The 13,216-nt window shown below is 39.9% G+C and carries 12 protein-coding genes; 11 read left to right on the top strand and 1 reads right to left on the bottom strand.

Annotated elements, in window-relative coordinates; translation table 11 throughout:
- Positions 1-176 precede the first annotated feature (176 nt).
- The 11 genes from O3798_RS02080 to O3798_RS02030 all read left to right on the top strand — a co-directional run bounded on the left by O3798_RS02080 (position 177) and on the right by O3798_RS02030 (position 11,993).
- The gene (locus O3798_RS02080) at positions 177-1,130 is read left to right on the top strand and encodes a carbohydrate kinase family protein (RefSeq protein WP_371462880.1); all 954 of its coding nucleotides are present in this window, start codon (positions 177-179) and stop codon (positions 1,128-1,130) included.
- Positions 1,127-2,041 carry a pseudouridine-5'-phosphate glycosidase gene (locus O3798_RS02075; RefSeq protein WP_371462879.1) on the top strand — a complete coding sequence of 305 codons (915 nt, stop codon included), beginning with the start codon at positions 1,127-1,129 and terminating at the stop codon, positions 2,039-2,041. The genes O3798_RS02080 and O3798_RS02075 overlap by 4 nt, the downstream gene beginning before the upstream one ends.
- An 826-nt stretch (positions 2,042-2,867) precedes the next feature.
- Complete coding sequence (locus tag O3798_RS02070; RefSeq protein WP_371462878.1) at positions 2,868-3,149, top strand: UPF0223 family protein; 282 nt, start codon at positions 2,868-2,870, stop codon at positions 3,147-3,149.
- Positions 3,149-3,928: an inositol monophosphatase family protein gene (locus tag O3798_RS02065; RefSeq protein WP_371462876.1), complete on the top strand. Its 780-nt coding sequence runs from the start codon at positions 3,149-3,151 to the stop codon at positions 3,926-3,928. Before O3798_RS02070 ends, O3798_RS02065 begins: the two co-directional genes overlap by 1 nt.
- A 53-nt stretch (positions 3,929-3,981) precedes the next feature.
- Positions 3,982-4,518 carry a TIGR00730 family Rossman fold protein gene (locus tag O3798_RS02060; protein ID WP_371462875.1) on the top strand — a complete coding sequence of 179 codons (537 nt, stop codon included), beginning with the start codon at positions 3,982-3,984 and terminating at the stop codon, positions 4,516-4,518.
- A gap of 91 nt (positions 4,519-4,609) precedes the next feature.
- Positions 4,610-5,029 carry a hypothetical protein gene (locus O3798_RS02055; RefSeq protein ID WP_371462874.1) on the top strand — a complete coding sequence of 140 codons (420 nt, stop codon included), beginning with the start codon at positions 4,610-4,612 and terminating at the stop codon, positions 5,027-5,029.
- Positions 5,030-5,170: 141 nt separating this feature from the next.
- A complete protein-coding gene (locus O3798_RS02050) occupies positions 5,171-5,509 on the top strand; it encodes a putative DNA-binding protein (RefSeq protein ID WP_048711172.1) in 339 nt (112 codons plus the stop codon).
- 17 nt (positions 5,510-5,526) lie between these two features.
- A complete protein-coding gene (gene ffh, locus O3798_RS02045; protein WP_371462873.1) occupies positions 5,527-6,963 on the top strand; it encodes a signal recognition particle protein in 1,437 nt (478 codons plus the stop codon).
- Positions 6,964-7,061: 98 nt separating this feature from the next.
- Positions 7,062-8,399 carry an MFS transporter gene (locus O3798_RS02040; protein ID WP_371462872.1) on the top strand — a complete coding sequence of 446 codons (1,338 nt, stop codon included), beginning with the start codon at positions 7,062-7,064 and terminating at the stop codon, positions 8,397-8,399.
- A gap of 113 nt (positions 8,400-8,512) precedes the next feature.
- The gene (locus O3798_RS02035; protein WP_371462870.1) at positions 8,513-10,279 is read left to right on the top strand and encodes an ABC transporter ATP-binding protein; all 1,767 of its coding nucleotides are present in this window, start codon (positions 8,513-8,515) and stop codon (positions 10,277-10,279) included.
- Entirely contained in the window at positions 10,266-11,993 is a 1,728-nt protein-coding gene (locus O3798_RS02030; protein WP_371462911.1) for an ABC transporter ATP-binding protein, read from the top strand. Before O3798_RS02035 ends, O3798_RS02030 begins: the two co-directional genes overlap by 14 nt.
- A gap of 248 nt (positions 11,994-12,241) precedes the next feature.
- Here O3798_RS02030 and yidC read toward each other — a convergent pair whose 3' ends face one another.
- A complete protein-coding gene (gene yidC / locus O3798_RS02025; RefSeq protein ID WP_371462868.1) occupies positions 12,242-13,171 on the bottom strand; it encodes a membrane protein insertase YidC in 930 nt (309 codons plus the stop codon).
- Positions 13,172-13,216 lie beyond the last annotated feature (45 nt).

The following is a 13,216-nucleotide window of genomic DNA, read 5'->3' as shown; positions in this document are numbered from 1 at the left end:
ATGTTTTAAATCCGAACAATTATCTGAATGAATTTTGAAATATTTGTGGTTTTCTCCTGGATATCTTGATTGGAGTAGGGGTTATCGCGTATAATGAAGCGTATAAGACCGAATGAAGGAAAGGCTTCATCAACCTCCATTCATCGAACCTTTTTGTAAACGAAGGGGGATGTTTCATGTCAGAAGAGAAGAATTTTAAAGATTCCTATGTACTTTGTATCGGCGGAATGAACGTGGATAAGAAAGTTCAATTGCTCGAAAATCTCGTGCTTGAGACGAGTAATCCAGTGGTCTCGTCGCTGAGTGCTGGTGGTGTTTCAAGAAACATTGCCGAAAATCTGGGACGTCTAGGCGTACCTGTCAAGATGTTGTCAGTTGCAGGCGATGACGAAAGTTTTACTTGGCTTGAAAAAGAGACTGAAGGCATTATCGATTTTTCACTTGTAGACCGATTAAAAGGAAAAACAACGTCGAATTATACAGCGATTTTGGACCTCCAAGGAGATATGTGTCTAGCTTTAGCCGATATGACCATTTGTGAGGAAATGACGCCTGACTGGCTTATTTCGCACGAAGAAGCGGTGAAACAAGCAGCACTAGTCATTGCGGATCTGAATCTTCCGCAAGAAACATTACAAGCGCTCATTCAGTTAACAAGTCTTGAGAAGATTCCACTGGCCATTATTCCAGTGAGTGGACCGAAGATGAAACGAATCCCAGACGATTTACAAGGAGTGACTTGGATTGTCGTCAATGCAGATGAGTCCAGGACGAGGTACGGAGAACACACGCTTTCGGAACTAGCTAATTTGTGGCAGAAGGATGGCGTTGAAAATATCGTCATTACAAAAGGGACGAAATGTGGTGTCTTTGCAGATGCTACAGGAGTCGTAAAAACTTTTACACCAATAAAAGCAGAGCATGTCTGTGACGTGACAGGAGCAGGAGATTCATTTTCTTCTGGAGTGCTTTACGGGGCTCTTAAAGGAGCAAGCTTGGAAGAGTCGATTGGATACGGATTAACGAATTCGTACTATACGGTCCAAGCCATTGAAACAGTTCGAAAAGACTTAAACGCTAAGTCATTTGAAAAAGAATATCAACAATTAAAGGAAAGAGGTTTATCATGAATCCATTATTATCAATCAGTAAAGAAGTGCAACACGCATTAGACAACAACCTACCAGTCGTTGCGTTAGAATCAACAATCATTTCACACGGAATGCCATATCCACAAAACGTTGAAATGGCTAAAACGGTAGAACAAATTATTCGCGACAATGGCGCTATTCCAGCAACTATCGCTATCATGGATGGTAAATACAAAATCGGTTTAGAAGAAGCAGACTTAGAACGTCTTGCGAAAGAAAAACCAGTCGCAAAAGTATCTCGCCGTGACTTAGCAGAAGTGTTTGCTAAAGGTGTTTTAGGAGCAACTACTGTGGCTACAACAATGATTGGTGCGCACTTAGCTGGAATTAAAGTATTCGTAACTGGCGGTATCGGTGGGGTTCACCGTGGCGTTGAAGAAACAATGGATATCTCAGCAGACTTAGATGAATTAGGACAAACTCCAGTAACAGTTGTCTGTGCTGGTGCAAAAGCGATTCTTGATTTACCACGTACTCTTGAATATTTAGAAACAAAAGGAGTTCCTGTTGTAGGCTATCAAACAGACTACTTACCAGCATTCTACACTCGTACTTCCGAGTATAAATTAAACAGCCGTGTAGACTCAGCAAAAGAAGTAGCTGAAATGATTCGTTACTCTGATTTACTAGGCCTTAAAGGCGGTATCTTAGTTACAAACCCAATTCCTGCAGAATATGAAATTCCACACGAAAAAATCGATGCCATTATCGATCAAGCGGTTCGTGAAGCGGACGAAAAAGGAATTCACGGAAAAGACAGCACACCATTCTTATTAGCGAAAATCGTTGAGTTAACAGGCGGGGAAAGCTTGAAGACAAACATTCAGCTTGTTTACAATAACGCGAAGCTTGGTGCGCAAATCGCAAAAGAATACCAAGAAGGAAAATAATTCAGTACTTAAAAGTACTCTTATGGATTACTATGTATCCTTACGGATATCTTCATATTAGCGATAACGGGGCATCGGTTCGAGCCCAAGGTCTCTCACCTTTAAAGCCTCAAAGAGGGCGTATGGATTAAAAATCCTACGCCCTCTTAGCACAGTGGTTGAATGGAATGAGTTTCGCTGTAAACAGCTATCTCATTCCTATTCAACTTTTGTGGGGGAAAGAAAACGAAATGCCATAGATACAATGTATCTATGGCATTTCTGTCTTTCTCCCTCGTTTTGATGCACTTCCTGTCACTGTAACTACAAAATCCACGGATTCTCTGTAATCCATAAATGAATGATTTTCTTTTGGGATTTGTGCCCAAGGGATAGGAACCGGTGCTTCTCGAGTTAGAGAGTGAAGCGAATTAATTTAGAAGAGTGCTTTAAACAAATTAAAATGAAAAGCAGTAATTAAATTTGAGCTCTCGTCTCTAATTTTCGAGGAATCAACCTATATAGTAAACTCTGGAAGAGTTGTGTTCATTCATATAAAGCACCAAGAAGATGATGACGGAGAATCTGGCGGATTCATTGTCATAGTAATGGGAAAGTGCATTAAATGCGAATTAGCAGGAGTTAGAAATATTTTTCTTACTCCTGCTTTGAGGCTTTAAAGGCGAAAGACATAAGGCTTGAGCCGGTGCCCCATTACAACGACAATGAAAAAATCCGCAAGGATTCGCAGGAATCATCTTCTTTTTTAAGAAATTTTTGTTATGCATAAATGGAAACTCTTGCAGAAAAAGTGTATACTAAATAGGTATGATTGTGAGGTGGCGAGATGGCCAATTATAGTTATCCAATTGATTTGGAATGGTCGCATGAAGAGATGAATAAAGTCATCAAACTTTGGAATGCGGTCGAAGAGGCTTACGAAAAAGGAATCCAAGTAGAAGCTTTTAAAAAAGCCTACCAAGAATTTAAAACGGTAGTCCGTAGTATCGGTGAAGAGAAGAGACTCGGTCGTGAATTCGAGGAAGCATCTGGATATAGCCTTTATCGTGTAGTCCAAGCAAGTAAAAACGTAACAAAAATTATTCGTATGGAAGGATTGAAAAAATAATGGATTTATTAGCAACACACCTATTAGTAAATGACTGGATTATGGAGGCTGGACAAAAAATTCGTCACAGCTTTGGTGAACCATTAAAAGTAGATACAAAAACAAGCCGTAACGACTTAGTAACAAACGTGGATAAAGAAATCGAACAATTCTTTATCGCTAAAATTCGCGAACAATTCCCAACACATAAAATCATGGGAGAAGAAGGTTTCGGTGACGAATTAACTTCAATGGACGGTTACGTTTGGTTAATCGACCCAATCGATGGCACTTTAAACTTCGTGAAACGTCAAGAAGACTTCGGTATTATGATTGCTTTATATAAAGATGGCGTAGGTCTTTTAGGATACATTTACGATGTGATGCGTGATCGCTTCGTGTACGGTATTAAAGATTACGGTGCATACTGCAACGGCCGTCGTCTTTCAACTCCTGAAATTCACAGCATTGGCGATAGCTCAATTAACGTGAATGGATTTATGTTATTAGAAGCCAACGAAAAAGAAGCAGAAATGATCCGTAAAGCAATGGTTACACGTACTTACGGTGCTTCTTCAATCGAGCATATCCAAGTAATCTTAGGAAAATCTGTAGCATATGTTTCTACATTACTTGCTCCTTGGGATATCGCAGCAGGTATGGTTATCGCTAAAGAATTAGGATTACACTACAGTACAGTAGATGGAAAAGAAGTGGACTTCTTAGTTCCTAACAAAAAGACAACAGGTGTTATCTGTTCTAAAAATATTGCTGACGAAATTATCGCAGCATTTAAATAAAAATGAGTGGAGGGGCGTAAGAGATTACGCCTCTTTCTTTTAAAGGAGAACGTATGAATATTGCAGTTTATTGTGCGGCAAGCCAAAGTAATTGCCCTGCATTTGACAAAAAGACAGAAGAACTAGGGAAGTGGATGGCAAAACACAACCACACACTTGTCTATGGTGGTGGAAATACAGGGCTCATGGGAGTCGTTGCGACTGCCGTGATGAATGAAGGTGGCGAAGTCATTGGCGTGATGCCACAGTTCTTTGTAGACCGAGAAATTGCGAAACAAGATATCACGAAACTTCATATTGTCGATACGATGTCCGAGCGTAAAAATCAGATGATCGCACTCAGTGAAGTGTACATTTCGCTTCCTGGAGGTCCTGGTACCCTCGAAGAAATCGCAGAGGTCGTTTCTTGGGTACGTGTAGGCCAAACCAATGGTATTTGTATCTTCTATAATATGGAAGGCTACTACGACCATTTAGAAGCCTTTTTCGATAAAATGGTGGAGACAAACTTGCTGAGTACAGAAGACAGAAGCCAAATTCATTTTGCGAAAACTTTGGCGGAAATTGAAGCACTTATTGGGTTGGTATAAGTTTAAATTTCGAGTGCATTTACTTAAAAATCGATTTTATGTTTTATATAATTTACTTAGTGAATAGCTTAATAGAAAGGGGAATGAGCTAATGATGAAGTCGTTAAGTAAGGTCTACCAGTATTTGTCTTTTATCTGTTTATTGATTCAATTTCTTTTTTCAATCTATTTCTATAATCAAAGTGGTGTATTTTTTGAGGAAGGAGTACAAATACTTTTTCTATCCTTAAATGGACTGTTGGTGATTGGAATAGTGCAACGAAGTAACAAGCAACACGATTGGCTAATTGGAGTAGGGGAAGCTTTAATCCTTCTTTTACTTTTTTACCAAATCTTTGCAAGTATCATTATGATTACCGACGCATTTGTGGAGAGCACCATTCCACTTTTCTTACAAGGAGCTTTTAGGATTTGTAGTAAACTAGTTCTTTTGATGATGGGATGGAGTATTCTTCAACTGTTGATACAGTTTGGTAGAATGTTCTGTGTAAAAAGGGTGACAACAAAATAAATCGAATGTAGTTCTATTATTGGAGTGGAAAAGTAAACTGGAATGATGCAAGTTCTGGTGGAAGTTCTACTCCGTTTTTTGTTAGCGTAATAACCCTAATTTTGCTATAATAAAGGATATGAGTTTAAGGGAGGGCAACGAATGGAATTAGAAAAAACAACGCAAATGAACTTGCTTGTAGAGTTCTATGGCAGCCTTTTAACCGATAAACAACTCGAATATATGGAGCTCTATTATGGGGATGATTATTCGCTTGGTGAAATTGCCGAAGAATTTGACGTGAGCCGTCAAGCAGTATATGATAATATCCGCCGCTCGGCAAAGTTATTAGAAAACTACGAAGAGAAATTACATCTCGTCGCTGATTTCTATAAACGCCAAGAGCACTATGATGAATTAGAAAAAGAGATTCAAAAGAACTATCCTGAGGCAACACAGCTTGCTTCAATCGTTTCAAAATTACAAGAGATGAATAAATAAACTCAAGGAGTGAAATTATGGCATTCGAAGGATTATCAGATCGTCTGCAAAATGCGATGACTTCCGTTTCACGAAAAGGAAAAATTACGGAAGCTGACTTAAAACAAATGATGCGTGAAGTACGTCTTGCGCTTTTAGAAGCCGACGTTAACTTCAAAGTTGTAAAAGACTTCGTGCGTAAAGTGAACGAACGTGCATTAGGGGCTAATGTGCTTGAAGCATTATCACCAGCACAACAAGTCGTTAAAATCGTTAACGAAGAATTAACAGAATTAATGGGGGGCGAACAAGCGCCGTTCCGTTTCGAAGCAAAACCACCAACAGTAGTGATGATGGTCGGTCTACAAGGGGCCGGTAAAACAACGACTGCTGGTAAATTAGCTTCCTTCATGGCAAAACATGAAAAGAAACGTCCATTATTAGTTGCTGCCGACGTGTACCGTCCAGCCGCGATTGACCAATTACAAACATTAGGGAAACAATTAAACTTTCCAGTGTTCTCACTTGGAAATCAAGTAAGCCCAGTGGAAATCGCCAAACAAGCGATTGAAAAAGCGAAAATCGATGGTCGCGACTTAGTAATTATCGATACGGCCGGTCGTTTGCATATTGACGAAAACTTGATGGAAGAATTACAAAACATCAAGGCAGTCGTAAATCCAAGCGAAATCTTACTCGTTGTCGACTCAATGACAGGGCAAGATGCCGTAAACGTAGCTCAAACATTTAATGAACGTCTGGATATCTCAGGGGTTATCCTTACAAAACTTGATGGGGACACTCGTGGTGGTGCGGCTCTATCTATCCGTTCTGTTACAGGAAAACCAATTAAATTTACAGGTCGTGGGGAAAAATTAGAAGACTTCGAAATCTTCTACCCAGAACGTATGGCTTCTCGTATTCTTGGTATGGGGGATATGATGACCCTTATCGAGAAGGCGCAACAAGACTTCGATGAAGCAAAAGCGCAAGAGATGGCAGATAAAATTAAAGCCAACACTTTTGACTTTAATGACTTTATCGACCAATTAGACCAAGTGAATAAGATGGGACCACTAGAAGATATCTTGAAGATGATTCCAGGGTTAAATAAAATGGCTGGTCTAAACGACTTAAAAGTGGATCCTAAAGATACAGCTCGTATGAAAGCTATTGTCTTATCAATGACTCCACAAGAGCGTGAAAATCCAGATATCTTATCACAAGCTCGTCGTAAACGTATTGCTGCAGGTTCGGCTCGTCCTTTAGCAGAGGTGAACCGTTTAATTAAACAGTTCAACGAATCTAAGAAGATGATGAACCAAATGTCCAACGGGAATATGAAAGGCCTAGAAGGCATGATGAACCAAATGGGCATGGGCGGACGTGGAAACAAGCTCGCTCAAATCGGTATGCAACAATACGCACGCCGTCAAAAACAAAATAAATTGAAAAAATTAAAGAAAAAACGTTAGGAAACAGCGTTATAAAATAATTTAAACCGCAACATCTTACTCTCGAGTAAGGTTGCGGTTTTTTTATGGCGATCATAACGCAAAGAAAGGAGAACTCAATGGGAAACAAAACAAAAATAGGACATGTCATTCCAGCAGTAGTCGCAACGGCGATTATGAGCTTTTGTGGCGTGTTGATTGAAACCGCAATGAACGTTACCTTCCCGACACTGATGACAGAATTCAATACGGATTCTTCAGGGATTCAATGGGTAACAACTGGATACTTACTAGCCATTGCGATTGTCGTGCCAATTACGGCTTATTTAACACGAAACTACACGATTCGCCAACTCTTCTTGGCATCGAACCTTTTATTTATCGGCGGGGTCTTAATTGACTGTATTTCACCAAGCTTAATAATTTTATTACTCGGACGCTTTATGCAGGGGATTGGAACCGGGATTGCACTTCCGTTAATGTTCCATATCGTATTATCTAAAGTGCCGCTGCATCAACATGGAACTGTCATTGGGATTGGTGCAATGACAACAGCACTAGCTCCACCAATTGGACCAACATTTGGCGGGGTTGTCTCAAGCGCATTTGGATGGCGTGCGATTTTCTTCGCATTGATTCCATTCTTAGTATTCTCGTTAGTGATGGGACTTTGGGCGATTCCAACAGAAGAATCTCCGAAGAAACAACCATTCAACTTGATGGCGTTTGTGACATTAGGAATTGGACTTGCAAGCTTATTGATGGCGATTGAACATTTATCAGTCCTCTATCTTGGAGTAGTGGTCGTGGCATTTGCAGCGTTCTTCTACTTTAACCGAGAAAATGCACTCTTGTCGTTTAAACCGTTCCAGTTTGCGACGTTCAACGCAACATTATATATCGTCTTGGCTTTCCAAGGAATTGTACTTGGATTATCCTTTATTTATCCAAACTACATTCAACTAGCGTGGGGCGAAACAGCCACAGTGGCAGGGCTCTTTATGTTCCCAGGGGCTGCGATGGTAGCCATTCTTTCAGCGTTATCTGGTCGCTGGTATGATAAATCAGGTCCACTAAAACCAATCTTAACAGGGTTAATCTTTGCGGTGATTGGAGGAGTTTCTATCAGCTTCTTCTTCCCAGGATTAACGATTTATCCTTTATTAGCCCTCAACGTCATCTTTATGACAGGGATTGGATTTGTAATGGGAAGTAACGTCACGTATTCGTTAGCTCAGTTGAAACCAGAAATTCAAGCGGATGGAAATAGTATCGTGAATACCTTACAACAGTTCACTGGTGCGATTTCGACAACAATTATCGCGCGTATTTTCAGCTCATTTGATTCGAACTTAGTAACAGCAGGACAAACAAGTATCCTTTTTGTAACAACGCTAGCAGTCATTGCATTAGTTGTCTTCTTATGGATTTATCCGCAAACACAAAAGAAAAATTAAAATCCTTAGGCAATCCTTTTCCATCTGGAGAAGGGTTGTCTTTTTTAGAACGTATCATATGAAATAGAAAGACGACTATAGTACAATAGATTGACGCGTGAAAGGAGAGAGAAATGTATTTATTAAAGAAATTATCATGGTTTTTTAAATTAGAGTGGAAACGATACACGATTGGAATTATTGCATTGTCGCTAGTCAGTGTATTCAATCTTATTCCGCCAAGAGTGATTGGGGAAGTTGTCGATTCCATCGACCTCAAGACGCTAACAACGTCGTCTTTATTATGGAACTTACTGTTATTGCTCCTTTCAGCAGTAGCCATGTACGGGCTTCGTTTTGTATGGCGGCTCTTTATCTTCGGGACTGCGAACTCGTTAGGCCAGAGACTGAGAAATCAATTATACGAACACTTTACAAGCATGTCTCCAAGCTTCTATCAAAAGTATCGCTCTGGAGACTTAATGGCGCATGCGACCAATGACGTGAGTGCTATTGTCATGACTGCAGGCGGAGGTGTGATGTCGGCTGTTGATGCCTCGATTACAGCGTTAGTGACGCTAGCGACGATGTTCTTTATGCTGGATTGGCGAATGACACTCGTTGCGATTATTCCATTGCCACTACTTGCGATTGCAACGAATATCGTCGTTCGTGCAGAGCATCAGAGCTATAAGGAATCACAAGAAGCTTTCTCCTTACTGAATAATCATGTGAACGAGAGTGTTTCTGGAATAAAAGTGACGAAATCTTTTGGTTATGGTGAAAAAGAAACAGCGTCGTTTTGGAAAACGAACGAAGATGCATGGAAGAAGAATAATCACGCTGCAAAATATAATAATCTATTCGATCCAATCGTTTTGATTTTCGTGGGTCTCAGCTACTTAATCAGTTTGGGATATGGTGGATATTTAATCCAACGCGGAGAATTTACAGTTGGGGAAATGATTACCTTTATGACGTATTTAGATATGCTAGTGTGGCCGCTTCAAGCCATTGGTTGGCTCCTGAATATCGGTCAACGTGCTAGTATTTCGTATCGTCGTATTGAAAAATTAATGGAAGAAACAAGCCAAGTAGAAGAATCTCCACAGGCCCTTCCAATTACAGAAGCTCGTGAGATGGTTATGGCAATTCATAACTTCCAATACGAAGATGTCCCAACATTAGAAGACGTAGCATTTAGCCTTCACCAAGGGCAAACGCTGGGGATTGTTGGCCCAACAGGTTCTGGGAAATCAACGCTCTTAAAATTATTCCTTCGTCAATATGATGCAGGAAAAGAAGAGATTTTGATCAATGGACGTTCTATTCAAGACTATCGTATTAAAGACTTGCGTGCGCTTATGGGATATGTGCCACAAGAACAGATTTTATTTGCGATGTCGATTAAAGAGAATATCCGTTTTGGAAATCCAACTCTTCCTGACGAAGCTGTTGTAGAAGCGACTAAAATTTGTGGATTGTATGACGATATTATGGCGATGGCGGAAGGGTTCGATACATTAATCGGAGAGAAGGGTGTGCTTTTATCAGGCGGTCAAAAACAACGTCTATCGATGGCACGCGCGCTGGTTGTGAACCCTGAAATTTTAATGCTCGATGATTCGTTATCGGCTGTTGATGCAAAGACCGAGCATTTAATTTTAGAAAACTTGAAACGTGAACGCAGCGACAAAACAACGATGATTACAGCGCACCGTCTATCAGCGATTGTACATGCGGACCTTATTATCGTGCTCCAAGATGGACGTATTGTTGAAAAAGGAACGCATGAAGAATTAATGGCGCTTGGTGGGTGGTATGCTAAAACATACGACCGTCAACAGCTTGAGGCGACACTTGAGGAAGGGGGAAGTGCAGTTGAACATGAAGACCTTTAATCGACTCATTGCCTACTTATGGCGTTATAAGAAGTCGAGTACGATTGCGATTTTATTTATCCTCTTATCGAGTATTACCGCAACAGTGATTCCGTTGATGGCTCGTTATTATATTGATACGTATATTGAAAAGGGCGCATGGAATGAAGGATACTGGATCCTTATTGTGTACTACTCACTATTTTTACTGCGCGTTTTATTAACGTATATTGGGACCTATGCCTTTAGTTATGTTTCCAATAGTGTTGTTCGCGATTTGCGTCAAGAGGCCTTTTCGAATATGCAAAAACTCAATATGACGTATTTCGATACAACACCAGCTGGAGCCATTGTATCTCGCTTAACCAACGATACACAGGCTGTGAGCGATATGTTTAGCTCGATCTTCTCGACGTTTTTAAGTACCTTATTTATCGTCGTGGCGACATTAGCTGCGATGTTTAGCATGAATGTTGGACTTACGATATTAATGGTTCTCTTTATTCCAGTGATGTTTGCATCCGTTAAAATCTATAACCGTCTCTCTCATAGCGTGATTCGTAAGACGCGTGAGAAGCTCAGCGAGATTAACGTAAAGCTAGCAGAGAGTATTGACGGGATGAAGATGATTCAGGCATTTAACCAAGAAGAACGGTTAAGAAAAGAATTCGAACAAATTAACGAAGAGCATGTGCAATTCTCGAATCGTTCGATTAACGTGAATAGTCTGTTCCTTCGCCCAGCGATGTCGCTGTTGAAACTTGTTGCCTATGCGGTCATTATTTTATACTTTGGCCTTACTTGGGAAGTAGCTGGAGTGACAGCAGGGGTGATGTACGCCTTTATTCAATTCTCAAATCAGTTATTTAATCCATTAATCGATGTGACGCAAAACTTCTCGATTATTCAAACGTCGATGATTGCTGCGACTCGTGTCTTTGAAATCATCGATAATACGGATTACGAACCTGAACAACTTGGAAAGGTTAATGAGATTAAGAACGGGAAGATTGAGTTTAAGAATGTCACTTTCTCTTATGATGGAAAACGGAATGTCTTAAAGAATATTAACTTTGTGGTGAATCCAGGAGAGACTGTCGCATTTGTTGGTTCGACTGGGTCAGGGAAGTCGTCTATCATGAATCTCTTCTTACGATTCTATGATTTCAAAGAAGGAGAAATCTTGATCGATGATATTCCAATTCAACACTATTCACAGGAAGTCCTTCGCGACAAAATCGGACTCGTGCTGCAAGATCCATTCTTGTTCCATGGAACAGTGGCTTCCAATATTCGTATGCACCAAGACATCACAGATGAAGAAGTGAAACAAGCGAGCGAATTCGTAGATGCGCATCATTTTATCGAGCAATTGCCACAAGGATATGACAATAAAGTTTCTGAAAAGGGCTCAACGTTCTCTAGCGGCGAGCGTCAATTAATCGCCTTTGCCAGAACGATTGCGGCCAATCCGAAAATCTTGATTCTGGATGAAGCAACTGCTAATATCGATTCGCAAACCGAAGAAGTCATTCAAACGTCTCTTAAGAAAATGAGAAACGGAAGAACGACATTAGCGATTGCTCACCGATTATCGACGATTCAAGATGCTAACCAAATCTTTGTGCTCGATAAAGGAGAAATCGTAGAAAGCGGTATGCATACAGAGCTTCTTGAAAAAGAAGGGCTCTATTATAAGATGTATCAACTCCAAGCAGGGATGATGCAAGAATAAAACAAATAGGAAAGACATAGCGAAGAGATTCGCTATGTCTTTTTTTGCGCGTGTAACATTTTTGTTACGGTTCATAATTGTTACATCTTCCGTTGAAAAAAGTCAGTTGTATCAAAAATGATACGTATCAAAATTGATACAAAAAGAGTTTTTAAATTTAAGATGTATCATCCGTGATACGTATCATGCATGATACATATTGCATCAAAAAAATACCTTTGAGAAATTCTCAAAGGTATTTTGCGTTATTATTTGCGGTTTTGTTTACCAGCGTTACGGCCACCAGGTTTGTTTTGACGTTGTGCGAACGTTTCTTGTTGTGTTGCTTTTTGAGCTGTTTTACGTGGTGTTGTACGTTGTGGTAACACAATGTTTTCATGGTTTAATTCTTCGTCGATTTGAGCTTTAATTTTTGGACGAATATAAGTATTTTGAATCCATGATTGTAAAATTTGGATAAGGGCAGAGATGAAGAAGTAAATACCAACCCCGGCTGGTGATTGGAAAGTCATCATGAACATCATTACTGGAAGAATGTAGTTCATTGAACGACTTTGTTTTTTCGTTTCTTCGTCCATTCCCATTTGGCTGACTAGTGATTGAACGTAGTAAGCCGCCATTGTCGCAAGGGCAATTGGTAAGAATTGTGCTCCAAGGTTGATTCCCATGAAATCACTACTTGAAATTTCGTTTGATAAAAGAATCGCGTTATACAATCCACTCCAGATTGGCAATGTAATCAAGATTGGTAAACATCCTGAACCGATACCACCCATTAAGGAGACATTGTTTAATTTGTATAACTCCATTTGTTCTTGTTGGATCGCAAGTTTCTCTTCAGGAGTGGTTGCTTGTTCTGCACGAGCAGTAATCTCAGCAATATATGGTTTTAATACTGCCATTTTTTCTTGTTGGACAAGCATTGCTTTCATTTGATGGAATTGTGTTGGCATCAATAAGACACGAACAAGTATTGATACGATCACAATTGCAATCGCGTAGTTTCCGTTAAATACGGAAGCAATTTGGTTTAATAACCATTGTGTTGGGACTACTAAATAATTATAGAGCCAACCAATAGGTTCCTTATTTTCATTAAATTGAACGGTACATCCCGCAAGTAGTAGGGGAAGAACTGTTGCAACTAATAGCAGTTGAGCTTTTTTAGTTAGTTTCATAATCACTTTCCTTTTCATTTAATAACATGATTTATTGTACACGTG

The organism is Granulicatella sp. 20925_1_45 (genome assembly GCF_041433555.1).
GTDB lineage: Bacteria > Bacillota > Bacilli > Lactobacillales > Aerococcaceae > Granulicatella.
Note: the sequence above shows the minus strand (reverse complement) of the source record. Positions and strands in the feature narration are given on the sequence as shown.